Annotated in this window: 23 protein-coding genes and 2 pseudogenes; 10 read left to right on the top strand and 15 right to left on the bottom strand. The window is 38.3% G+C overall.

Going from position 1 to position 23465, the window contains the following annotated elements:
* From ACERCG_RS11115 to ACERCG_RS11105, 3 genes and pseudogenes are all read left to right on the top strand, one after another.
* Positions 1–128: pseudogene (locus tag ACERCG_RS11115) on the top strand (IS1595 family transposase); the annotation flags it as partial.
* Between the two features lie 144 nt (positions 129–272).
* Complete coding sequence (lysC, locus tag ACERCG_RS11110) at positions 273–1625, top strand: lysine-sensitive aspartokinase 3 (protein ID WP_373612135.1); 1353 nt, start codon at positions 273–275, stop codon at positions 1623–1625.
* Between the two features lie 91 nt (positions 1626–1716).
* Positions 1717–2064, top strand: coding sequence for a VanZ family protein (locus ACERCG_RS11105; protein WP_373612134.1), 348 nt, complete (start codon positions 1717–1719; stop codon positions 2062–2064).
* A gap of 54 nt (positions 2065–2118) precedes the next feature.
* On the opposite strand, the gene rpsI is transcribed toward ACERCG_RS11105, so the two are convergent.
* Both rpsI and rplM read right to left on the bottom strand, forming a co-directional pair.
* Positions 2119–2514 carry a 30S ribosomal protein S9 gene (gene rpsI / locus ACERCG_RS11100; protein WP_025217229.1) on the bottom strand — a complete coding sequence of 132 codons (396 nt, stop codon included), beginning with the start codon at positions 2512–2514 and terminating at the stop codon, positions 2119–2121.
* A gap of 15 nt (positions 2515–2529) precedes the next feature.
* Positions 2530–2958 (bottom strand): 50S ribosomal protein L13, encoded by a 429-nt coding sequence (gene rplM / locus ACERCG_RS11095; protein ID WP_373612133.1) that lies wholly within the window; start codon positions 2956–2958, stop codon positions 2530–2532.
* Between the two features lie 292 nt (positions 2959–3250).
* Between rplM and ACERCG_RS11090 the strand changes: the two genes are divergently transcribed.
* A complete protein-coding gene (locus tag ACERCG_RS11090; protein ID WP_373612136.1) occupies positions 3251–3646 on the top strand; it encodes a YhcB family protein in 396 nt (131 codons plus the stop codon).
* 64 nt (positions 3647–3710) lie between these two features.
* Here ACERCG_RS11090 and glnD read toward each other — a convergent pair whose 3' ends face one another.
* Positions 3711–6275 (bottom strand): bifunctional uridylyltransferase/uridylyl-removing protein GlnD, encoded by a 2565-nt coding sequence (gene glnD, locus ACERCG_RS11085; RefSeq protein WP_373612132.1) that lies wholly within the window; start codon positions 6273–6275, stop codon positions 3711–3713.
* A gap of 113 nt (positions 6276–6388) precedes the next feature.
* On the opposite strand from glnD, the gene ACERCG_RS11080 reads away from it, so the two are divergent.
* Entirely contained in the window at positions 6389–7366 is a 978-nt protein-coding gene (locus ACERCG_RS11080) for a calcium/sodium antiporter (RefSeq protein WP_373612131.1), read from the top strand.
* A gap of 220 nt (positions 7367–7586) precedes the next feature.
* Here the strand turns inward: ACERCG_RS11080 and epmB are convergent, their stop codons facing one another.
* Positions 7587–8579, bottom strand: a complete 993-nt coding sequence (gene epmB / locus ACERCG_RS11075; RefSeq protein WP_373612130.1) for an EF-P beta-lysylation protein EpmB — start codon at positions 8577–8579, stop codon at positions 7587–7589.
* Between the two features lie 78 nt (positions 8580–8657).
* Positions 8658–9200, bottom strand: coding sequence for a hypothetical protein (locus ACERCG_RS11070; protein ID WP_373612129.1), 543 nt, complete (start codon positions 9198–9200; stop codon positions 8658–8660).
* A gap of 169 nt (positions 9201–9369) precedes the next feature.
* Here ACERCG_RS11070 and efp point away from each other — a divergent pair, with 169 nt between their 5' ends.
* Entirely contained in the window at positions 9370–9936 is a 567-nt protein-coding gene (gene efp, locus ACERCG_RS11065) for an elongation factor P (protein ID WP_373612128.1), read from the top strand.
* Between the two features lie 62 nt (positions 9937–9998).
* Here efp and ACERCG_RS11060 read toward each other — a convergent pair whose 3' ends face one another.
* Both ACERCG_RS11060 and ACERCG_RS11055 read right to left on the bottom strand, forming a co-directional pair.
* A complete protein-coding gene (locus tag ACERCG_RS11060) occupies positions 9999–10403 on the bottom strand; it encodes a ClpXP protease specificity-enhancing factor (RefSeq protein WP_373612127.1) in 405 nt (134 codons plus the stop codon).
* Positions 10403–11047: a glutathione S-transferase N-terminal domain-containing protein gene (locus ACERCG_RS11055; protein WP_373612126.1), complete on the bottom strand. Its 645-nt coding sequence runs from the start codon at positions 11045–11047 to the stop codon at positions 10403–10405. Before ACERCG_RS11055 ends, ACERCG_RS11060 begins: the two co-directional genes overlap by 1 nt.
* Before the next feature lie 174 nt (positions 11048–11221).
* Between ACERCG_RS11055 and purE the strand changes: the two genes are divergently transcribed.
* From purE to purK, 3 genes are read left to right on the top strand one after another with little or no spacing between them, the layout of a single operon-like run.
* Entirely contained in the window at positions 11222–11719 is a 498-nt protein-coding gene (purE, locus tag ACERCG_RS11050) for a 5-(carboxyamino)imidazole ribonucleotide mutase (protein ID WP_373612125.1), read from the top strand.
* 13 nt (positions 11720–11732) lie between these two features.
* Positions 11733–12698: an asparaginase gene (locus tag ACERCG_RS11045; RefSeq protein ID WP_373612124.1), complete on the top strand. Its 966-nt coding sequence runs from the start codon at positions 11733–11735 to the stop codon at positions 12696–12698.
* Positions 12699–12713: 15 nt separating this feature from the next.
* A complete protein-coding gene (purK, locus tag ACERCG_RS11040) occupies positions 12714–13802 on the top strand; it encodes a 5-(carboxyamino)imidazole ribonucleotide synthase (RefSeq protein WP_373612123.1) in 1089 nt (362 codons plus the stop codon).
* A 279-nt stretch (positions 13803–14081) separates the two neighbouring features.
* Here the strand turns inward: purK and ACERCG_RS11035 are convergent, their stop codons facing one another.
* The 8 genes from ACERCG_RS11035 to ACERCG_RS11000 all read right to left on the bottom strand — a co-directional run bounded on the left by ACERCG_RS11035 (position 14082) and on the right by ACERCG_RS11000 (position 22719).
* Entirely contained in the window at positions 14082–14450 is a 369-nt protein-coding gene (locus tag ACERCG_RS11035) for a hypothetical protein (RefSeq protein WP_373612122.1), read from the bottom strand.
* A gap of 2 nt (positions 14451–14452) precedes the next feature.
* Positions 14453–14893: a hypothetical protein gene (locus tag ACERCG_RS11030; protein WP_373612120.1), complete on the bottom strand. Its 441-nt coding sequence runs from the start codon at positions 14891–14893 to the stop codon at positions 14453–14455.
* Positions 14894–15918: 1025 nt separating this feature from the next.
* Positions 15919–19587, bottom strand: coding sequence for a hemagglutinin repeat-containing protein (locus ACERCG_RS11025; RefSeq protein WP_373612119.1), 3669 nt, complete (start codon positions 19585–19587; stop codon positions 15919–15921).
* Positions 19588–19755: 168 nt separating this feature from the next.
* Positions 19756–20076 (bottom strand): barstar family protein, encoded by a 321-nt coding sequence (locus ACERCG_RS11020; RefSeq protein WP_373612118.1) that lies wholly within the window; start codon positions 20074–20076, stop codon positions 19756–19758.
* 149 nt (positions 20077–20225) lie between these two features.
* A complete protein-coding gene (locus ACERCG_RS11015) occupies positions 20226–20477 on the bottom strand; it encodes a MafI family immunity protein (protein ID WP_373612117.1) in 252 nt (83 codons plus the stop codon).
* A gap of 9 nt (positions 20478–20486) precedes the next feature.
* Positions 20487–21575 (bottom strand): EndoU domain-containing protein, encoded by a 1089-nt coding sequence (locus tag ACERCG_RS11010; protein WP_373612116.1) that lies wholly within the window; start codon positions 21573–21575, stop codon positions 20487–20489.
* Positions 21576–22052: 477 nt separating this feature from the next.
* Positions 22053–22307 (bottom strand): hypothetical protein, encoded by a 255-nt coding sequence (locus ACERCG_RS11005; RefSeq protein ID WP_373612115.1) that lies wholly within the window; start codon positions 22305–22307, stop codon positions 22053–22055.
* A gap of 100 nt (positions 22308–22407) precedes the next feature.
* Positions 22408–22719, bottom strand: a complete 312-nt coding sequence (locus ACERCG_RS11000) for a hypothetical protein (protein ID WP_373612114.1) — start codon at positions 22717–22719, stop codon at positions 22408–22410.
* Between the two features lie 663 nt (positions 22720–23382).
* Here ACERCG_RS11000 and ACERCG_RS10995 point away from each other — a divergent pair.
* Positions 23383–23465: pseudogene (locus ACERCG_RS10995) on the top strand (IS1595 family transposase); the annotation flags it as partial.

The following is a 23465-nucleotide window of genomic DNA, read 5'->3' as shown; positions in this document are numbered from 1 at the left end:
AGTTTAATGGTATTCCGAAAGCCCATTTTGAGCTATATTTGAAAGAATGCGAATGGCGTTTTAATCACAGTGACTTAAAATCTCAAATATTCCTTTTAAAACAATTGGTTAAAGGGGGTTTAGGTTAGTTATCTAGGACAGCCCCTAATATTTTATTAAATGGAGTGCTCTGATTAATTGGTTCTCAATCAAACCGTATAATCTACTCAAATTTCCTTTCCGAATATCCCCTAAACACAACATTATCTACTCTATTTAAGGAAATTTTTATTATGTCTCATCTTTCTGTGGCTAAATTTGGTGGTACCAGCGTTGCTGATTTTGATGCAATGACTTCCTCTGCTAATATCGTTATTGCTGAAAAAAACACTCGTGTGGTGGTCCTTTCTGCATCTGCTGGTGTAACAAATTATTTAGTTGAACTTGCAAATGGTTGTGAAAAAGAAAAGCGTGATGAAATCATTGCATCTGTTCGTCAAATTCAATACAACATCATTGAAAAATTACAAACACAAGATAGCGTTCGTGCTGAAATCGATGAGTTACTAGAGCATATTGAAGCATTAGCAGAATCTGCAAGCCTTGCCACATCCACAGCATTAAGTGATGAATTAATCAGCCACGGCGAGATGATGTCCACCAAAATCTTTACGCAATTATTAATTGAGCGTGGACACCCTGCTGTATGGGTTGATGTACGTGACGTTGTAGCAACAAATAACCACTATGGAAAAGCAACTCCAAATGATGAAAAAACCCAACAACAATCAGATAAAGTAATCAAGCCACTTATCGAAGCTGGCAAAATTGCGATTACACAAGGTTTTATCGGGCGTGATGATGAAGGGAAAACCACCACTTTAGGTCGTGGTGGTTCAGACTACTCTGCGGCATTATTAGCAGAAGTATTAAATGCAAATGATGTGTTGATTTGGACAGACGTTCCGGGTATCTACACAACTGACCCTCGTGTTGTGCCAAACGCACAACGTATTGATACAATGGCATTTAATGAAGCGGCTGAAATGGCAACATTTGGTGCGAAAGTGCTTCACCCTGCAACCTTATTACCTGCGGTGCGTAGCAATATTCCTGTGTATGTAGGCTCAAGTAAAGCCCCTGAGCAAGGTGGTACTTGGGTAACTCGTGATCCACAACCTCGCCCAACGTTCCGTGCGATTGCATTACGCCGTAATCAAACCTTATTAACGCTTTCAAGCCTATCTATGCTACACGCACAAGGCTTTTTAGCGAATTTATTTGCGATTTTAGCAAAACATAAAATCTCAGTTGATGTGATTACGACTTCAGAAGTAAGCGTATCTCTCACATTAGATAAAACAGGTTCAGCGTCTTCTGGCACAGATATGCTATCGCCTGAATTACTTGATGAACTCAATGCTTATTGCAATGTTCAAGTGGAAAATGATTTAGCGTTAGTGGCTATTATTGGCAATAACTTACATCTCCAAGCGGGTGTGGCGAAAAAATTATTCCATACCCTTGAGAATTACAATATCCGCCTAATCAGCTACGGTGCAAGTAGCAACAATGTTTGTACGCTTATCAAAAATAGTGAAGCAGATGATGCTGTTCGTGCATTACATAAAGGTTTATTTGAGTAATAAATAACGCCTATAAGCGGTTGTTTTTAGTAAAATTTTTACTAAAAATGACCGCTTGTTTTTTTATATCTTTCTATGAAATATAATTGAAATGAATAGACACGCTCTTTTAGCCTTACTTTGGTTTGTTATTAGTCTCTACTCTCTTATTTTCCGTGAAAGCAGTGGAGATCCTCCTCTATTTCCTCATTTTGATAAAATTGGACACTTCGCAATCTTCTTTATACAAATTTGGCTCATAGCAAGAGCATTTATTCAATCTAATAAATTTGTACCTTATTTAGGTTTAATGATATTTGCACTATTTTATGCGTTTGGAACAGAGTTAGGACAAGCCTATTTTACCGAAACCCGACAAAGCTCTTGGTTAGATGGAATTGCCGATTTATTCGGTGCAGGAACTGCATTATTAGCTGTGAAATATATCTACAAAAAGTAATTTTATAGATAACAAAAAAGGCAGGAAACCCTGCCTTTTGAAAACGAAAATAAATTAACGTTTTGAGTATTGTGGACGACGACGTGCTTTGTGTAAACCCACTTTTTTACGTTCAACGCGACGAGCGTCACGAGTAACGAAGCCTGCTGCACGAAGTGCTGGGCGTAGAGTTTCATCGTATTCCATTAATGCACGAGTGATACCGTGACGGATCGCACCTGCTTGACCAGAAATACCACCACCGGTTACAGTGATGTAAAGGTCTAATTTATCTGTTAATTCAACTAATTCTAATGGTTGACGGACGATCATACGTGAAGTTTCACGACCGAAGTAAACCTCTAAAGAACGTTGGTTAATGGTAATATTACCACTGCCCGGTTTGATAAATACACGAGCTGAAGAGCTTTTGCGGCGACCTGTGCCGTAGTTTTGATTTGCTGCTGTCATTTTTCTGCTCCGTGATTAGATGTCTAAAACTTGTGGTTGTTGTGCAGCGTGGTTATGTTCGTTACCTGCGTAAACTTTTAATTTACGGAACATTTCACGACCTAAAGGACCTTTAGGTAACATACCTTTAACTGCGATCTCGATCACTGCTTCTGGACGACGTGCAATCATTTCTTTGAAGGTTGCATCTTTGATACCACCTACATAGCCAGTGTGCCAGTAGTAAACCTTGTCAGTTTCTTTTTTGCCAGTTACTGCTACTTTCTCTGCATTGATAACAATGATGTAATCACCTGTATCAACATGCGGAGTATATTCAGCTTTATGTTTACCGCGTAAACGGCGTGCTAATTCGGTAGCTAAACGACCTAAAGTTTTACCTGTCGCATCTACTACATACCAGTCACGTTGTACTGTTTCTGGTTTTGCTACAAAAGTTTTCATTAATTAAATACCAAAATTTAAAGTTTATAACCCAATTCCTAAAAGGAATTACCTATGACGGTAGAATCCAACCCCTTCGAGTCAATTCTGACCAAACTGCTTAGCGGGAAAAACCAAGCAAAACAGGGTGGCGGAATTATACAGACTTTTTAACCAAAAATCTAATATTTTTTAGACTTATTCTTTAAAATTGAACCTATATCACATTTTAATCATTTGGAACTTTTCAAACAAAAGCTGAAATGTTAAAAATAGAGCCATAAATTCACTACTTAAATATAAGGAGTTTATGATGGAACAATGGACAAGTGATGTTTGGGCAGCCATTGCCGCTGCATTTATTGTTGGTGCTGTAGTAGGTTGCACTATCGTGCGCGTATTTAATAGTAATGTAAGGAAGCAACACGAATTAGAAAGAGAACTTAAACAGACTAAAACACAAGTTGATGAACAAAAACAACAACTTGAGCAGCATTTTGAGCAATCCGCTCAACTACTTTCAACTTTAGCGGCAGATTATAAAAAACTGTATGCTCATTTAGCTCAAAGTTCTGAAAAATTATTACCCGAAAATGCGAAAAATATTGAGTTTTTCCAACAAGCTCAATTGCCTGTTCAACCTGAAAAAGAGGAAGAAGGTCAGCCAAGAGATTACTCTGAAGGTTCATCAGGCTTACTAAAATCGTAAAATGAAATTGTAAAATTTCTCCCCAAAATAACCGCTTGTAGTGATAAATTACAAGCGGTTTTTGCTATTTATTATCTAGTTCTCTCATTATCGTTTCTTGAAGTATCAACTGTTCTTGCTCCGAAAGTGCTTTTCCTTCAGCATTACTTACCACAAAGAAATCCTCTACTCTCTCGCCAATAGTAGTAATTTTCGCATTCAGCAAATTTAAGTTTAGTCGATTAAAGATATAACCAATTTGAGCCAATAAGCCTTCCCTATCAAGGGTAAATAGCTCAAACTCCGTCTGCTGTTTCGATGATTGTGGCAGAAAACGTAATCTTGTTTTGCGTTTAAATGAAGCGTATTTAACAGGCTTTTTAATAAACTTAGCTTGATTATTCGGTATTGCTAACATCTTGATTAAAGATTGCTGAATTTGTAAGCTTCTTTCGCCTGTTAAATCTTCTCCATTACGTTCAGTTACGATAAAACTGTCCAACACCAAGCCGTTTTCACTAGTAATAATTTGCGCATCGTGAATGCTGATTTTCTTTTGGCTGAGCAAATAAGCAATGCGAGCAAAAAGCTGAGGCTGATCTTGGCAGCAAATGAAAATTTCTGTTCCTCCTCTGGCGTACTCGTTGCTGATTAATACCATCGGCAGTTTGCGATTTCTAATGTAACTCAATGCGTGCCATACTAACTGGGTCGGTTTATGGCGTAAAAAATAGCTCTGTGGGCAAGGCTGCCAAAATTCATTCAAGGCTTTACGCTCGCTAGAGGAAAGCACAAATTTCATCAATTCTAACGCTTGCTGGCGATGTTCTTTTGCTACCGCTTCGTAGTCTAAATTTTCAGCTAATTGTTGTAAGGTAAATTGGTAAAGTTGGATAAAAAGCGAGGCTTTCCAATCGTTCCATAAACTCTCACTGGTTGCACAAATATCCGTAACCGTTAAACAAAGCAGTGAGGATAAAGCGGTCAAACTTTGTACTTTTTTTGCAAATGCACGCACCACTTCAGGATCGTGAATATCACGCCGTTGAGCGATAATTGACATCGTTAAATGTTCTTCTACCAGCCAAGCCATATAATCAGTTTGCTCTTGGCTAAAACCGTGCAATTTGGCAAATTCACGCATATCCTCCGCCCCAACTTTAGCATGATCGCCTTCTCTGCCCTTTGCAATATCGTGAAAGAGTGCGGCAAGATAAATCAAGTTGTGCTTATCGGATAGCTGTGAAAATAAGCTATTGCCGAGAGGAAAAATAGAATGTTGAACATTCTCAGCAAAATTTTCTAAATTCAGCATTACACGGATACTGTGTTCATCTACCGTATAAATATGGAAAAGATCAAACTGCATTAAGCCCTCAATACCCCTCCATTGTGGTAAATAGGCAGTTAGGAAGCCTAATTGGTGCATTGGCAAAATTGCTCTGGAAACCACTTTAGGCTGGTGAAAAAGTTGCACAAATTTTTCTCGTATTTCCTGATTTTCACACAGCGGTTGCTCTTGCTGCTGGAGTGATAAACGCAGTTGCCGTAGCGTATCAGCACTCGCATTTAGTTGCGGGAAATGGGTGAGATGAAAGAACAAATCCAACATTGTGGTAGGCTGATGTTTGAAAATGCGACGATCTTCAATAAATATCATCTGATTTTGCTGATAAAAATAGCGATCAAGCGGTTGTTTTTCGCCAATTTTTTGCAAATTCAATAAATGCGTTTGTTCAAAGCCATTCAGTATGAGCTGGCTTAGCTGAGAAATCGATTTCGTGGCTTGGAAATAATCTCTCATCATCGCTTCAACCGCTTGATTACCCTCGCCTTGATAGCCTAAAAATTCGCTTAATTGCAACTGCCTGTCAAATCTCAAACGGTTGTCATAGCGTTTAAGCTGCAAATGAAGTGCAAAACGCATACGAAAAAGGACCGCTTGTGAGGCTGTTAATTCTTTATATTCTTCGGAATAAAGCAAGCCTTTATTCAGTAAATCAATAAATGAATACACGCCATATTGGCGTAACATAATCCAAGAAAGTAAATTAAGATCTCGCAATCCTCCCGGACTATGCTTTAAATCGGGTTCAAGGTTGTAACTGGTATTGTGATAACGTGTGTAACGAGTATTTTTTTCGTCCATTTTGGCTTTAAAAAACGCATTAATTTCCCAAAAATCTGGCTGATATATTTCCTCTTTTAACCTAATCCAAAGCTGATGATTTCCAAATAAAAAACGCCCCTCCAACATATTCGTGGCAACTGAAATTTCTGCTTTTCCAATCTCAATACATTCCTCAAGGGTTCGGACACTTGTTCCCAGCTGTAATTTGCTATCCCACAGCAAATTAAATAATTCATTTAACACTTGCTGTGTTGGTTCATCTAGTGGCTGTTCAGATAGTACTAAAATATCAAGATCAGAAAGTGGGAACATCTCCTCTCGACCATAGCCACCAACGGCTAATAAAGCGAGATCTTCACGTTGTTCCAGCCCATATTGTTGCCAAAGTGTACGCAAAATTTCATCATAAAAGCGGCTACGTTCAGCTATTAATCCAAGCACATCTGTATTTAAAAATGCGGCCTTCTGCTTTTCCGTAAATTCAGCTAAAAGTGTTTTTAATTCGTTACTATTTTTCATATTTATTTGCTCAAATTTTTCAAAATAATAGGCGATTTATTTTGCTTTGCCTATATTTATTTTTATACAACAAGCTATAATGCACTTTCATTTTGTAACAATAAGGATAATTTATGACCCTTGCTCTTGCCGCTATTATCGGTGGCTTAATTGTGCTAGTTTGGAGTGCAGACCGCTTTGTTGATGGAGCCGCTTCTACCGCAAAACATTTTGGTATGACACCGTTATTAATTGGCATTGTCGTAATCGGTTTTGGCACATCAGCCCCGGAGATGATTGTTTCCGCTTCATCAGCATTAAGTGGCTCGCCCGGTATTGCACTTGGTAATGCTTATGGCTCAAACATCACCAATATTGCCCTTATTTTAGGTTTAACTGCACTAATCAAGCCGTTGATGGTAAGTTCTGAAGTACTGAAAAAAGAATTGCCTTTTTTAATGGCTGTTACTCTACTTTCAGCATATTTACTTTATGATGCCGATGTTACACGCTTAGATGCGATTATTTTATTAGCAGTATTCTTTACCTATATGGGCTGGACTATTATTACTGCTATGAAAAGTAAAGATGATGCCTTAGCCATTGATGTTGATGCAGAATTGGATAATAGTGAAGAAATGAGCTTGGGCAAATCAATTTTATGGTTAATTATTGGCTTAGTACTTTTAGTGGTTAGCTCTCAATTCTTAGTTTGGGGGGCTGTTGAGGTGGCAAAATTCTTTGGCGTGAGCGATTTAGTTATCGGTTTAACCATTATAGCAGTTGGCACATCTTTACCTGAGCTTGCTTCATCTATTGCAGCTGCTCGTAAAGGCGAAGTGGATTTAGCATTAGGTAACATTATCGGTTCTAACTTATTTAACACCCTTGCTGTAGTAGGTATTGCAGGTGCAATTGAGCCAATGCAGGTTGCTGCAGAAGTTTTCTCTCGTGATATTGTGATTATGTCTGCCTTAACATTCTTACTTTTTGTATTTGGTTTGAATGTGTATCACCGACCGGAAGGCGGAAGAATTAACCGTTTAGAAGGGCTTATCCTTTTCGCCGCCTATGTGAGTTATAATTTCTATCTGTTTAAAACTGCTATCTAAAATAAAAGCATAATAGCAAAAGTGTTGGTAAAAAGTGGCTTAAAGTCATATATTACAAGGCTTTAACCCACTTTTAAAAAAATTATGAATATAAAAAATGTATTTTTTGCCAACAAGACGCTCTCCAAACTATAAATTCGCAGATTACAATAAGACCTTTAGCATGGTATATTCGTATTAATGGATATACAGTAAAAAGGTCATCTATTACTATTTACTATTAGCCTTTCAATGTTTTATTCGGCTCTTTTGCAATTTCCCTTGCCAGTTTGGGAACAAGGTAGCCTGAGGTAATTTTTTGTAGCTCTCGATAAATTTCAATCGCTTTTTCATCTTCAATATAAAAATGGCTCGCCCCTGCTACTTTATCAAACAAATGTAGATAGTAAGGCAAAATCCCATACTTGAAGAGCTTATCGCTTAATGCTTTTAGGATTTGAGCATTATCATTCACATCTTTTAGCATAACCGATTGATTCAGCAATACCACTCCCGCTTTTTTCAATAATCCCATTTTCTCCGCAAAAACATCATCAATTTCATTGGCGTGATTAATATGAGTAACCAACACCACATTCAAACGAGATTGTGATAACCGTTCACATAATTCTGGCGTAATTCGATTAGGAATGACCACAGGAAGGCGTGAATGAATACGCAATGTTTTGATATGTGGAATTTGTTCTAATTTATCTAATAGCCAATCCAATTCCTGATCTTTTGCCATTAGCGGATCGCCGCCTGAAAAAATCACTTCTTCTAGCTCGGTATGTTCAGCAATATAATCTAAACTTTGCTGCCACACTGCTTTACCACTTTTCACTTCATCATAGGGAAAATGACGGCGGAAGCAGTAACGGCAGTTAATCGCACAGCTATTTTTTATCATAAATAACAAACGGTTATGATATTTATGCAAAATATTCGGTGCCGGACTTTGCTGTTCTTCTAACGGGTCGGCAACAAATCCTTCCTGTTTAATAAATTCCTGTTGTAATGACATTGCTTGCAGAAAAAGCGGATCTTTCGGATTGCCCTTTTCCATTTTTTCCGCAAAAACTCTCGGCACTCGGAGAGGAAATAATTTTCGAGCAGCGATATCTACCTCAAAATCTGCTGGATTGAGAGCTAAAAATTGCAGTAAATCAATAGGATTATTAAAGGCTTGAGCAAGTTCAGATAGCCAAAGCGGTTTGATTTGAATTGGTTGCATTGAAAAAACGTAGGGACAGGTCCTGTGCCTGTCCGCTGGAAACAATCATAGGCGGGCACAGGACACGCCTAAGGATTATTAAGGAATTAAATTACATTGTAATGGTGTGCCGTTTGGATTAACCATTACCGTTGGCGAAGTTTGTACGCCTTGTGCAGCCACTAAATATTGTACGCCTGAGATACAATAACGGCGGTAACCGTCTGTTTTCTCCACTAAGAATGGATCAACTTGACCACCAATGCTCTTAAATTCCGCAATCGCACCATTTGCAATATTTTGAGCAGAATCAACCGCTTGTTGTGCATTTGCTTCTGCTAGTTGGTTTGCGTGTGCGTTTGATGACATCATATCGCCTAAAATATAACCTGCTGCAGCCCCCATTGCCACATTCGCTATAGTGCTACCTTGACGAGCTTGTGGCTGAGCTGCCGCATTATTTGGTGTGTTCGCAAAAGTGGCATCTCTTTGCTGCTGTGTTTGTTGAGCTTGTTGCTTAGGTGCTGGTTTAGTTGCTACCGCTTTTGATGGACTAGCACGGAAACCGCCACCACGTTTTGCTTCCGCAACTGTCGCTACAGAAACTGCTAAAATGGCAGAAAGAGTAATTAATTTTTTCATTCGTATTCCTTTTATTAAATGTGATTATAAAAATTATAGCAAAAAAGTTTAGAGATCTTTCGCTAATTTTGTGAATTTAGGTTATTATATGGCTCTTTTTGACAAACCCAATAGGGCTAGTTTCAAAATGTGTTAATTTATTGTTATTTTTTAAATAATTGAGGAAATAATGGCTAGTTACAGCACTAATGACTTTAAAAAAGGTTTAAAATTTATCCAAGATGGCGAACCTTGTGTAATCGTTGAAAACGAATTCGTAAAACCAGGGAAAGGTCAAGCGTTTACCCGTACTAAAATCCGTAAATTAATCTCGGGTAAAGTATTAGAGATCAACTTCAAATCAGGTTCTTCTGTTGAAGCGGCTGACGTTGTTGATGCTAACTACAACTACTCTTACAGCGATGGCGATTTCTGGTACTTTATGCACCCAGAAACATTTGAGCAAATCTCTGTAGATGAAAAAGCATTAGGCGATAATGTAAAATGGTTAGTTGATAATGCTGAATGTATCGTAACCTTATGGAACGGTTCTGCAATCGCAGTAACACCACCAAACTTTGTTGAGTTAGAAATTGTTGAAACTGACCCAGGCTTAAAAGGTGATACGGCAGGTACAGGCGGTAAACCGGCAACATTAAGCACAGGTGCGGTAGTGAACGTACCATTATTCGTACAAATCGGTGAAGTAATCAAAGTCGATACTCGTTCCGGCGAATACGTTTCTCGCGTGAAATAATTTTTATCACTATCTAAAACTGAAGCCCTGTATTATACAGGGCTTCATTATTTCTATCGCTTCTATTTCACTAATTTTAATGTTGATGCTTTTTTCACTTTTGGCTTCTGCATTTTATCAGTGCCTGTGCGAGCTTGGTAAGCCTCAACGCTATAATACTCTTCTTCTTGGAACATAATGCCATCGCCCGTTTCTTGGGCATAAATGGCTTCCATTGCACCAAAAGGAATATGAATATCCCTTAGCATTCCCTGAAAGCGTGCACTAAAACCAATGTATTCATCAGTTGCCACATATTGTCCGACTGATCGAGAAGAAATATTTAAGATGATTTTTCCTTCTTTTACAAATTCAACTGGCACATCAACATCTGGATATTCTGCGTTTACCAATAAATAGGGCGTGTTGTCGTTATCAATAATCCAGTTGTAATAAGCATTATAAAGATAAGGTCTTAACGGTTTCATTAATCTTTATCGTCCATCAAATGTTTTGGAGCTTCACCGCCAACAGATTGAATAAAACTATCACGCTGGAACACTCTCGTCATATAAGTGTTAATTGGTTTTGCTGTAGCACCCGTAAATTTCACGCCTAATAGCTGCATACGCCATAATAATGGGGCAATATAGCAATCAACAAGGCTGAAATCATCACTCATAAAATAAGGCTTAGCCGCAAAAACAGGAGCTAATGCTAAAATATCTTCTTTGAGCTGAGCTAATGCTTTTTTCGCTTCTGCTGACTCAGGATCTTTGTTCACTAAATCAATTTGAGCGTACCAATCTTGCTCGATACGGTAGATGTTCAAACGACACTGACCACGAGAAACAGGATAAACAGGCATTAATGGTGGGTGTGGAAAACGCTCATCTAAATATTCCATAATAATACGAGGGTTAAATAACACCAACTCACGATCAATTAAGGTTGGAATATTGCCATAAGAATTCAATTCCAATAAATCTTCAGAAATACTACCTAGCATAACGTTCTCAATTTCATAAGGAACACCTTTTTCTGCTAAGACAATACGCACTTGGTGGCTGTAAATATCATTTTTATCTGAAAAAAGCGTCATTACCGAACGTTTATTTATACTACTCGTCATTTATATCTCCGATGATTAAATTTAACAAAAATAAAATTAGTTATTGATTATATCATATTTTAACCAATAGATAACAGCCCTAAAATTTAGCTTTATCATATCAAATATCCAAGCAAACGTTTGCCTTATATGGTATCATCACAGCGTTTTATATTAGCAGAATAAGGATTTAAAATGTCTGACAAAGTCGAAATTGCCATTATTATGGGGTCAAAAAGTGATTGGGCGACAATGTCTGAAGCCACGCAAATTTTAGACCAATTTGGTTTGAGCTACCACGTTGAAGTGGTTTCTGCTCATCGCACACCAGATAAACTTTTTTCTTTTGCAGAAAATGCCCAAGCGAATGGCTATAAAGTCATTATTGCAGGTGCAGGAGGAGCAGCTCATTTACCCGGTATGATTGCAGCAAAAACCATTGTACCTGTGCTAGGTGTACCGGTTAAAAGCTCAATGCTAAGCGGTGTCGATAGCCTTTATTCTATCGTACAAATGCCGAAAGGCATTCCTGTTGGCACACTTGCAATTGGCCCTGCTGGTGCAGCAAATGCAGGCTTATTAGCAGCACAAATTTTAGCAGCTTTCAACCCAGAAATTGCGGAAAAATTACATCACTTCCGCCAAACACAAACTCAAATGGTGTTAGATAACCCTGATCCTCGTATTGAATAATCACGTTTTACAAATGTCTAAAAAATTATTAATTATCCACACAGGTGGCACAATTTCAATGAAAGAAGGGGAAGACGGCAAAGTCTCCCCTTCTGCTGAAAATCCATTATTAAGTGCGTTAGAACGCTTAAACCACCCTGCAAAATTGGTGCAAGAATCCTTATTTAATATTCCCTCTCCACATATCAATATTGAGCATTGGGAACAGTTAAAAACTCGTATAGAGCAAGCCGTAAACGAAGAAAATGTTGATGGTATTGTGATTACGCACGGTACAGATACTTTAGAAGAAACCTCTTATTTCCTTGATTTAGCCTTAAATGTGAACGTTCCTATCGCTATCACAGGAGCTATGCGTTCAAGTAATGAACTTGGCTCAGACGGCTTAATTAACCTACAAAGTGCAATTTTAGTTGCCTTAAATGAAGAAAGCCGAGATAAAGGCGTTCTAGTGGTAATGAATGATGAAATCCATAATGCCAAATTTGTAACCAAAACCCACACAACCAATGTTGCTACATTTCAAACCCCAACATTCGGGCCTTGTGGTTTGGTTACAAAAGAATCGGTAATTTTCTTCCAAAAATTGACCGCTTACGAGCGTTTTCCTATAAATCAGCTCACTAAAACGAATGTTCAACTACTCAAAGCCTATGCTGGAATGGACAGTTTCTTACTTGAGAAACTTGCCGAAAGCCGTTGTGATGGTGTCGTGATTGAGGCATTAGGTGCAGGTAACTTACCGCCCAGCTGTCTTGATGGCGTAGCTGCTTTAGTGAAAGCGAATATCCCTGTTGTGATTGTTTCCCGTGCCTTCAACGGCATTACTCAATATGTGTATGATTATGTGGGCGGCGGCAAACAGCTCAAACAACAAGGCATTATTTTTACCAAAGGTTTAAGCGGACAAAAAGCTCGCATTAAATTGATGGTATTACTCAACCAACAATTAGATAAACCACTATCCGATTATTTCTAAATTCGAGAACATTATATGCAAAAAAGTGCTATCTACCCTCCCGTTTATGTATTAGGCAATGGTCAATTAGGCAGAATGCTGCGTTATGCAGGTGCACCACTTGATATTGAAGTAAAACCGCTTGCCTTTGATGCTCCTGTGTTTGATATTGAGCCAAACAGCATTATTACCGCTGAAATTGAACGCTGGGCAGATACGCCTTTAACGCAGCTACTCGGTAATCATAAAAATTTTGTGAATCTCAATGTGTTCGGGCGATTAGCCGACCGTTTTACGCAAAAATCCCTGCTTGATGAACTCAATCTTGCCACCTCAAGCTGGCAATTACTGGAAAATGCGGAGCAATGGCAACAGATTTTCCAAAATATCGGCGAAAAAGTAGTGGTGAAACGCCGTACAGGTGGCTATGACGGGCGTGGACAATGGATTGTTACCCAAGACTCTATTCAACAAATCACGCCGGATTTATACGGCAAAGTGATTGCGGAAAAATTTATTCCGTTTGATGGCGAAATCTCGATTGTGGGGGCAAGATTCCGTGATGGTTCAACACGCTTCTACCCGACTTCTCATAATCTCCAACAAAATGGCATTCTTCGTTATTCAGTATCTGATGTAAATTTATCAAACCAAGCGATTTATCAGCAACAAGCTGAACAAATGCTCGGGGCGGTTATGCAGAAATTAGATTACATCGGCGTGATGGCGATGGAATGTTTTGTAGTAGGCGATAAATTACTCATTAATGAACTCGCCCCTCGTGTTCACAACAGCGGACATTGGACACAACTCGGTTGCTCTATCAGCCAATTTGAGTTACATATACGAGCATTACTTGATTTACCAACACCCGAACTCAAACAAATCGCCCCAAGTGTGATGGTTAATTTAATCGGTATTGAACACTCAAACCAATGGTTAAATCTCCCATTTAGCCAACTCCATTGGTATGGAAAGGATGTTCGAGCAGGTAGAAAAGTTGGACATATTAACTTTACTCATCCAGACAAAAACACTCTGATTGATTTACTCGAACAGCTAAGACCAAACTTAACGGAAGATTTTAATTCAGGGCTAGATTGGGCGATTGAAAAGCTCAAGTAAGCGGTTGAATTTTGATAATTTCTTGCAAATCTATAAAGTACAAGTTATCTGACTTGTGCTTTTTTACTGCTTCCCCAATGGTGCGAGCGTCCTCGCTCGTACCAAACAAGCGGTTAATTTACCGCTAAAATTTGCAAAATATTCAGAATAATTGGCCGCTTGTAACTTATATTAAATAGCACTAGCGTGGACGATAGCACTATCAGGGTTAGCAAAGCGTAACCCAACAAGTATTTATTCATTACGTTGGGTTTTCGCAAGCTCAACCCAACCTACGAGCTAACTAAACCAATAACTACCATTTTTTTGCTTCCAACCAATATCGACTGGACAAGCAGTATACCACCATAAATTTTCAATATCTTTTTCTGGTATGTCTTCATCATATTCTGTTGGGAATGATTGGTAGATATAAGACAACTGTGTATCTAAATCGGAATTTATTAATTCCTCACGATTTTCTACCCAATCTCGAAATGCCAAAATTCCGATATCGTTTAAAATGATATATCTAAGGGTTTCTATAAATATTTCTTTAGATAATTCTATTGGTGTTCCACAATGTGTATCATAGCATCTTATCGTGTCATAAATAGCTCTAATAAATAAACCATTAGATCTCTCAATAATTTCATCAAAATTAAACATTTTTACCTCTCAAACTTAATCTCAATACTATTTTTAATTCCAGATATTTCTTGATTAGGCTTTACTATTTCAATAGTAAATTTTGCGTTTGTATGGTGCTGCGAAGAAGAAAAGTTCCTTAAATTTAATGTACTTCCTTTCAACGGTCCATCTGCTGGTTTCACTGCCCATACTTTTCCTACATTACCATCCAAATCTTTCATTCTTGGTATAATTTTAGGAATAGGCAATTTATCTGCACCAGCTAATTCTTTAAAATATGCTATTACATCCTGATCACTAACTCCTTTAAATACTGGCACTCTCGTACTGGTATCAGGATTAGTAGTGTAAATTTTTCCATTTATATTTAATTTCATATCTTTAGGCTCTATAGATTTTGTATTAAATTGATATGCTATTTCTTTAACTCTATCGTTTCTTTTTTGCCCCCCCGATGGCACTCGTCTCTGACGAGTGCCTGTATCTCATATTTTAGATAAATTGTTTAGCACCCGTCTGGAGGCGGGCGCTATCGGGGGATATATTAAATAATATCACTTGCTACTGCTATAATAGTAACAAACAATACTACAAGATATAATTAAAGGAATTATTAATATAATCTTCACTTCACTCCACTCAATCAGATAATCTAAATGATAAACTCCATGCACAGCTCTAATTAAATATTTACCACCTATTAAAACTACAAAAATAGAAATAAGAAAATAGATATAGAAATAAAAAAACATTTTTGCTTTATTACTTAGATGGAGCTTCATTGTTACCCCCATTTAAGTATCTATAATTATCCCAAATCATTTCCAATGATTTACTTGTAGAGCTGTCAAACATATTTCCGACCCCTACAGGGATTGAACTAGGTTCAACAAATCGAATGATTGGTTTTCCTTCTTTAATAAACTCCGTTCTTAGACCATTTCCATAAGTATTAATATTTCTATTTAGAGGGTTTTCTACTCCTTTACCAAAGCCATAACCTATACTACTTGTTACTGTTTTTACACCCGCTCTTTCCAGCGCATTTTCAACCGAGAAACCTTGTAATTTCCCATTTTGCCATTTAGCATTTTCTAAACCACCCTCTAAAAAACCTGTTCCAATATTCCAAGCCGTATATCCTTTAAAGCTAAAATCTTTCGTAATATAGGCTTCTCCCATATCTTTTAAGGTCTCTTTTACACTAACTTCTCCATTAGTCAGGTATTGAGAACTAGCACTTACCGCACCATTTGCCCCAACTATCACGCGAGTTGATGTTGATGAGAGGTCAAATAGTGTTTTCCCTAATTTGCCTGCCCCCAATGCTGTAGAAAGATAATATTCTGGAACAACGGGTTCAGCACCTAATTCTCGTCCAAATACTTTATAATTATTTGAAAGTCCTGATATATTTGGATATTCCAATTTTGCACTAAATTCATAGGCATTCGTTTTTTCAGTTCTTACTGCACTAGCTGCTTGATCAATGCCTTTTGTAAGCTCTTNCTGGATTAGATAAGGCATTCTCTATATGAGTAATAGCTTCACTACCTAATAGTCCCTCTGTTGGTTTTGTTTTAGCCTCTGCTTTATTGGCATTCATTATTTTTGCCATCCAGCCTGAGCCGTCAAAGTGAACATTCTCTCTAGCATAATCAAATCCTTCTTTAGCAAGAGATGTATGTTTAGCACACTCCTCTGTATTTCCTCCTAGCCTACAAGCAGCTTTTAATGTTTCACTATTTGCTTTATTAACATCAGTAAATTCTTCTTTTACCTGTTCAATACATTCTTGATTGTTACCACAAGCACTTATATCTCTTTTATAGTCAATCCAATCTTGCTTAGATAGGTAATTATTCTCCACCGCATTCTTCCCAACTCCTTGCCCTGTTTTCACTGCTTGGGCTGTAGATAATGAACTTCCTCCACTTGCCGATAATCCACCAGCCAACCCAGCCGCTACTTGGCTTAGCTCCGATACCGTCCGTTTTTCCGCTTCCGTCAGGTTTTCAGGCTCTTTGCCGAAGAGGTTTTGAGAGATGATGTTTGCTCCCACCTCGCTCGTTACCGCTGCAACCGCTCCTGTACCTGCCTTACCACCTTGTGCATAGGCTTCCACCGCTCCCCATATTGCGTGAGCTATCAGGTTCGCTTCTGTATTCCCCTCTGTTGCCTGTTTAATTTCTGTGTTGATGTAAGGAGAAGCTGCCCCTGCGATTGCCCCTGCCGTTGGGCTGCCGCCTAAGGCTAACCCTACTGCATTGGTAACTGCATCCACCCCTTGTCGGTAAGCTCCTCCCGTTTCCCATTTCTCCGCTTCTTGCTCCAGTTCTCGAGCTTTGATTGTGTTGCCTGCTGCTTTGGCTTGTTCTGCCTCTGCCCGTTTACTTTCTGCGTGAGTGGTAACTTTTTCATTAATAGTTGCCATAGTGATGGTTTGAAACTCTTGTGTCGCTTTAACCTGATAATTCAGCTCTTTTTGCAACTTATCTTTGTCAAAACGGTTTTCAAGTTTACCTGAATGGCTTTCAGCACTATCCGTTGTAATATCGGTTTTTACCTCCTCTTTTATTTGTGCTGCTGTTTTCCCTGTTTTCTCAAGCTGGGCTTGCTCGTCTCGAATTATCAGGTTTTGTGTGTTAATGCCGGATGTTGTTTGGCTGGATTGACTGCCTTTATCCGAACCGTAACCTACATTCACCCCGCTTTGTAATGACGCTACACCTGTGGCTAAAACTTGGTTTCCGCTTTCATCTTTGACTGTTTTTGAACTCTGTGCTTGACCTTTATCTCCCAATGGCGTATCAAAATTCGCTGCCGCACTCGCACTGACTCCCACACTACTGCCTTTGTAGTTAGCATGATTATCCAAGTTTGTGGCATTCAGCGTGCCTGTGCTGAAACGGTTTTTGCCTTCCGCTTCGGCTTTTTCGGTTGAAGTCACTAAACCTGCCGTCAGTTCAGTATGGTTTTGGATATCGACATCATACCCCTCATCCCCCGCAAATATCCCTGCCTGTTGATTGACACTCGCATAGTCGGCATTCATTTTCGATTTGCTGTAACTGGCACTGCCTGAAACGCCATAGCCCACCGTCACTTGTCCGCTGGCACTTTCCTGCTTGCCTTCATACTTCATTGTATCTTGCAGGCTTTGGATATTCAGCTTTTCCGCAGACACTTTGACCGATTTGCCTTTGACTTGTGAGCCGATGATATTCGTATCTCCCCCACTTTCAATCTTGGTTTGGCTGGATAGACTGCCCACTTGGCTTCCCACCCACGCTTGGCTTTCTCCATTACCATAACCTTTTGCCACGTTACCGCCTGCCGTCACACCAAACGCAAAACCACTTGAGCCGTAGCTAATCGCCACGCCGGCATTAAAACCACTTGATTTGTTTTGACTCCGTTCAAGGTGGTTTTCATCCACTGCTAACATATTTACACCACCTTCAGCTTTTAAGTGAGTGCCGCCTTTGCCTGATACATCGCTACCTGCAATAGTCAAGGTCGAGTCTTTACCTGCTCCTTCGGTGTTGATATTGACCTTACCGCCAGCGTTAATTTGGCTTTTTTCTACCTTGTTGCCTTCGGTGTGTTCTTTTTGTGTACTTTGTTGCTTACCATAAGTAATCGACATGCTCACATCTTGGCTTAAGGCTTGCGTTGGGTTTTGGCTTAATGCTTCGGCTAATTTACCCACTTGCTCCGCCGTCCGCATTGCCTCAAAACCGGCATTCACCGCCCCTAACGCATTAATGCGGTCATTTTTACTGCTGCCCACCGCTTTTGCAGAATTTACCGTGTTTTCGACCGCTTGTATCGCATTCGTTATCGGTGTGCTAATTGCCACCGTTACCCCTTTTTGCTCGGTAGTGCGTTTGTAGTTGCTTTCATAATCTGAACGGGCGGCGGTAATGTTGGCGGATTTGGCGGTAATATCTACATCACCGTCTCTTGAGGTCACAATACTGCCCGTTTGTTGGTAATGATTGCCTGCTTGAATGGTGGTATTCCCCGATAAGCTCCCCACTTGGCTACGTGCCGCACTTTGTTGGGTGCGGTCTTGTTCGATTTGTTCTTTCTTCGACCCTATCGTAAAACCAAAACCACTGCCCATTAAGCCCGATTTTTTCGTGCTGCTCATTTCATCTTGGTAATGGGTATTCACATCAGACACAATAGCAACATTGTTGCCATAAATACCCAATGCTTCATCGCCCACCACCGAGGAGCCTTTCACTAACACATCGCCAGATTGTGCAATTACATTCACTTTGCGTCCGTCTATATTGCTACCGATGGCTTCACTGATGTCGTGTGTGTAACGATATGCAGATGTAGTTTTACTTAAAATACCTCGGCTGGTCGATTTTCTGGCGGTTTCCAATCGCTCTTCCGCTCTGCCTGCCTCAATCCGCACATCCCCTTGGCGTGAGCCGAGCAACACTTCGCCCGATTCACTGCTGATGTCAGACTGGCGAACTACCATATCGCCACCGCTTATCGCACGAATATTGCCTTTCGCAGAAATGACATTCCCCACTTCAGCACTTTGGTCTAAACGGTAGTAATTATCCGCATTGCCGTTGTAATGCTCTCGGTTTTTGGTCTTTAACGTGGTAATGTTGAGCAAGTTTTCCGCATCAATATCGATTGAGCCTTTACTCTCTAGCGAAGCCGCTTTTAAGGTAATATCGCCTCCGCTTTGAATGCTTAATCTGCCGTTATCGCCTGTTAATTTCACACTGGCAAGCTGGTCTAACTGGGTGCGGATAAAGGTATTCTCTTGATTTTCCGAATGGCTTAACGTGCTGGCAATCTCAATGCCTTTTCCGCCATACAGAGAAAGGGAATCCAGCGCTTCTATCTTACCGCCTAAGTTAATTAAGGTTTGTTGTGCTGATAAATCCACATTGTTACCCAGCACTACCCCTCGGTTTTCCAGCTGGTTACTGTGTAAACGGGTTAAATCTAAGCCGGCAATCACACCGCTGTTCTCGATAGTATTCGCACTGCCAATAATTTGATTAGCCGAAATCACCGCCCCTCGAGAAGTAATATCACTATTACGAGCCACTAAATAAACTTGTGGCACAAGAGCGGTGACTTTTCGTCCGTCAGCCAGTGTGATTTCTTTATTCACCAACCAAACTCTCCTTTTATCAATATATCTTTATCGTATGAATAAATGTTTAAATGAATAAATTCTCTTGATCTTAATCTAAGCTTAATCTTTTCCAAATTATATTCATTTATCATAGATACAATCTTTATAATAAACTCATACATATCATCATCTAGTAAAGAAAAATTAATAAAAAATATTTTTTTCCTCTAACAAACCAATATAATCCCAAAAAGCATTTAGATTATTTCCAAAGAATGCTCCAAAATCAACTTGCTTGGTTAATTGATCATAAAAATCATGAGGTGATTTTATTTGATGTAAATCTATTACTACTTCCATTTTCCAACCTCCTTGAATGACCCCTATGGTGCGAGCGTCCTCGCTCGTACCAAAACAAGCTGTTGGTTTACTTCTAAAATTTGCAAAACATTCAACATATTGATCCTTGTAACTTAAAATAGCACTGGCGTGGATGCTAGCACTATCAGGGGCTTTTACCGTCACATAGCCTCCGCTTTGAATGCTGCATCTGCCGTTATCGTCGATGGCATTCGTCTTTGACGAATAACCTTATCTCATATATTAGATAAATATTTACCACCTGTTTGGAGACGAACATCATAGGGGATCTTATTGCATATAAAGGATCTTCATTATTCCAGATAAACCTTGATTCCATCTATTAGACCTGTATTAAGCCCCATATCTAAAATTAGCTCCATGATCAAGTTTTTAGTATAAACGTCTATAGTTTTATCATATTCATATAACTGTACACAAATCAACTCTAGTGCAATCCCATACTCTTGATAGATAATTAACTCCTCTGCATTATTAATATCTTCTATTGGAAGAACTCCGTAGATAGATCTTAATAACTGATTCATTCTATTTTGTATTCTCATACTTATATCCTATTTAATTGGAAATGCAGTAATAATTCCTTCTCCTGCTGGTTCAACAATAACTCTAATTTTAACCCCATCAACAGCCCCTTCTACCTTAAATCTACTCGGAACTCCTTTTTTGGTATACAAATTTCCTTGAGTTCCTGTTTGTTGAACCCATTTTAAATTTGGATCTGTAGCTAAATTAGATACAGCATCAAGAATTTTCTTTTCTCCCCAAGTGGCAGGAAATTTAGATTTTTCATTAAAAATTCTAATTAAACCAAATTTATGCCCACCTCCCGTTTCATCTCCATATAATATATGTTTTGCCCTTTGAATATTAACAAGCGAAACCATATTTCTTCTAGCTTCAGTAAGATTAGATACTTTTGTACCAAGTATTTCCCCTATAGGGTAGCTTGTTATTCCTACAACTATATGAAAACGATCCAACGATTTTACTAAATCCCTAGCCTCTTCAATAGAAATGCCTTTTCCTTTTGCTACTAACTGAGATCTTTGTTCAAAATCTAAAGCAAGCCCTGTCTTGTCATATAATAATTCATTAAATTGACGATAATCTCTCGCCAAAACATCACTATAATTTCTCCAAGTATCATTTGGATAGCTCTTGTGATAGCCTTGTTGAACAATAATTGCCTCAGCCACAGCATTTTGGCAACCATTACTTGTAATATTTCCCTTACAAGCTATTATGACTTTTTGATTGTTTACAACATCTTCTACATCTAACTCTTGCTTGCGAGCAAAGTCTTCTTCTGTAGCAATGCCTAATTTAATACGGTTTTCAATTTCAAAACGCTCTTTAGCTTTATCTGCACTTAGATAGTTATTCTCCACCGCATTCTTTCCAACTCCTTGTCCAGTTTTCACCGCTTGGGCTGTTGATAGGGAATTTCCTCCGCTTGACGATAATCCACCAGCCAATCCAGCCGCTACTTGACTTAGCTCCGATACCGTCCGTTTTTCCGCTTCCTTCAGGTTTTTAGGCTCTTTGCCGAAGAGGTTTTGAGAGATGATATTTGCACTCACTTCACCTGTCACCGCTGCAACCGCTCCTGCACCAGCCTTACCTCCTTGTGCATATTCCACCGCTCCCCAAAGGGCGTGAGCTATCAGGTTCGCTTCTGTATTACCCTCTGTTGCCTGTTTGATTTCTGTGTTGATATAAGGCGAAATCGCTCCAGTTACTACCCCTGCCGTTGGGCTACCGCCTACGGCTAACCCTACTGCATTGGTAACTGCATCTACTCCTTGTCGGTAAGCTCCACCGGTTTTCGCAGGCTCAACCCAGCCTACGAGCTACAAACTATCTCCTTTGTCCAAAATACATTATCATAATAGCTAGTGTAGTAATAATAGGCATAAATAATAAAAATCTAATATCTTCGTATATAAAGTTCCAAAAAGGTATTCTCATTTTGTACTTAAAAAAATAAAAGTATAACTTTATAAATGAAAATATACCTAATATGGCAATATTAGAAAAAATATATGATATCAAAAATGCAAAAACATAAACTCTTAGAGGGTGTTTCATTTTTCCACTCCATTCAAAAGTTTAAATTTTCAATATTTATTTACTGAAAATTTAGATGAAAATCTATCTAATACATTACCTATACCAACTGGCATTTGGCTAGGCTGCACAAGCCGAGCAATCGAACTTCCCACTCTAATCGGCTCTTTTCTCAGGCTATTTCCATAAGTGTTAATATTTTTACCTGAGGTATTTTCAACTCCTTTACCAAACCCATAGCCTAATGTGCTTGTTACTTTTTTTACTTCTGCTTTTTCTAAGCCGTTTTTAATCTTACTTTTCATAAAAGTCCAAATTATTCTTCATATAGAAACAAACGACAATAAAAGAAATAATGATAGGAATAAATAAAATAATTTTAATATCATTAAGTTCAATCAAGTGTTACAGATGATAAATTCCATAAAAAATTCTTATTAAATACTTACCTCCGATCAATACAATAAAAAGACCAGTAGCAAAATATAAATAACAAAAAAGTAAAACTTTTATTTTTTTACTTGGAAGAGTTCTCATTTTTTCTCCACTAAGAAGCTTAGTATTATTCCAATACATTTCAAGTGACTTACTTGTAGAACCATCAAATATATTACCTATTCCAACTGGCACTAAACTAGGCTCTACAAACCGAGTAATTGGACTTCCCACTCTAATCGGCTCTATTCTCAGATTATTTCCATAAGTGTTGATATTCAAATCTACCTCCTAGAAAAATATAATCCAGTCAAGCCTAAAGAAGAAATTATGGGCATAAATATTAAAAAATAAAAAAAATCTCATTAAACAAAGACCAAAAACTAACATTTGCACTAGCATAACGAAAATAACCGTACACATTAATAAAAAAAAGCATGAATAATGTACTTAAAAGCATACCCAAATAGTATATAAAAAACACAAAGACATACGTTTTTAATGGAGTACTCATTTGTTTACCTCATTTGATAACTTTAAATTATTAAATTGATATTCTGAGAATTTAGATACCCCTATCTAATAAATTACCTGTTCCCACAGAAAGCAAACTAGATTTTACGATTCCTCCATATTAATATGATATATGTAGATACTAATCCTGAAATAATAGCAGATCTCTTTATATGCAGTATAAAATCAATATCCTCTATATTTATAAATGAAAATAAAACTCCTTCTCTTATATAAATCAAAGTCGGTGCTATAACCCATTCCATAAATATATCTATAGAAAAGAATGTAATAAAAAAGAATATAAAAATAATAAATAACTTAAGTAAACAACCTCTCATTATTTACCTCTATCTAAAATTCGCTTTTCTATTTCATTTTCAGAAAACTTATGGGGCTGTAGTAGATTAGCATCACTGCTATACTACAAAAATGAAGATAACCCATTGTAAATTAAAGAAATCTTTGCAGAAAAAGCTTCTTGAATTTTTTGTTGCTGAAGTGACCGCTAGAAC

This window comes from Mannheimia sp. E30BD (genome assembly GCF_041807785.1).
In the GTDB taxonomy this organism is placed as follows: Bacteria; Pseudomonadota; Gammaproteobacteria; order Enterobacterales; family Pasteurellaceae; genus Mannheimia.
This window is presented reverse-complemented; position numbering and strand designations above follow the sequence as displayed.

Excerpts from the sequence above, each read along its gene's own strand:
- epmB (WP_373612130.1), bottom strand. The coding sequence starts at position 8,579 with ATGCAACCAATTCAAATCAAACCGCTTTGGCTATCTGAACTTGCTCAA.
- ACERCG_RS11080 (WP_373612131.1), top strand. The coding sequence starts at position 6,389 with ATGACCCTTGCTCTTGCCGCTATTATCGGTGGCTTAATTGTGCTAGTT.
- rpsI (WP_025217229.1), bottom strand. The coding sequence starts at position 2,514 with ATGACAGCAGCAAATCAAAACTACGGCACAGGTCGCCGCAAAAGCTCT.
- ACERCG_RS11090 (WP_373612136.1), top strand. The coding sequence starts at position 3,251 with ATGGAACAATGGACAAGTGATGTTTGGGCAGCCATTGCCGCTGCATTT.
- ACERCG_RS11035 (WP_373612122.1), bottom strand. The coding sequence starts at position 14,450 with ATGTTTAATTTTGATGAAATTATTGAGAGATCTAATGGTTTATTTATT.
- ACERCG_RS11070 (WP_373612129.1), bottom strand. The coding sequence starts at position 9,200 with ATGAAAAAATTAATTACTCTTTCTGCCATTTTAGCAGTTTCTGTAGCG.
- ACERCG_RS11060 (WP_373612127.1), bottom strand. The coding sequence starts at position 10,403 with ATGAAACCGTTAAGACCTTATCTTTATAATGCTTATTACAACTGGATT.
- efp (WP_373612128.1), top strand. The coding sequence starts at position 9,370 with ATGGCTAGTTACAGCACTAATGACTTTAAAAAAGGTTTAAAATTTATC.
- glnD (WP_373612132.1), bottom strand. The coding sequence starts at position 6,275 with ATGAAAAATAGTAACGAATTAAAAACACTTTTAGCTGAATTTACGGAA.
- ACERCG_RS11005 (WP_373612115.1), bottom strand. The coding sequence starts at position 22,307 with ATGAAAAGTAAGATTAAAAACGGCTTAGAAAAAGCAGAAGTAAAAAAA.
- ACERCG_RS11015 (WP_373612117.1), bottom strand. The coding sequence starts at position 20,477 with ATGAGAATACAAAATAGAATGAATCAGTTATTAAGATCTATCTACGGA.
- lysC (WP_373612135.1), top strand. The coding sequence starts at position 273 with ATGTCTCATCTTTCTGTGGCTAAATTTGGTGGTACCAGCGTTGCTGAT.
- ACERCG_RS11045 (WP_373612124.1), top strand. The coding sequence starts at position 11,733 with ATGTCTAAAAAATTATTAATTATCCACACAGGTGGCACAATTTCAATG.
- ACERCG_RS11105 (WP_373612134.1), top strand. The coding sequence starts at position 1,717 with ATGAATAGACACGCTCTTTTAGCCTTACTTTGGTTTGTTATTAGTCTC.
- rplM (WP_373612133.1), bottom strand. The coding sequence starts at position 2,958 with ATGAAAACTTTTGTAGCAAAACCAGAAACAGTACAACGTGACTGGTAT.
- ACERCG_RS11055 (WP_373612126.1), bottom strand. The coding sequence starts at position 11,047 with ATGACGAGTAGTATAAATAAACGTTCGGTAATGACGCTTTTTTCAGAT.
- purK (WP_373612123.1), top strand. The coding sequence starts at position 12,714 with ATGCAAAAAAGTGCTATCTACCCTCCCGTTTATGTATTAGGCAATGGT.
- purE (WP_373612125.1), top strand. The coding sequence starts at position 11,222 with ATGTCTGACAAAGTCGAAATTGCCATTATTATGGGGTCAAAAAGTGAT.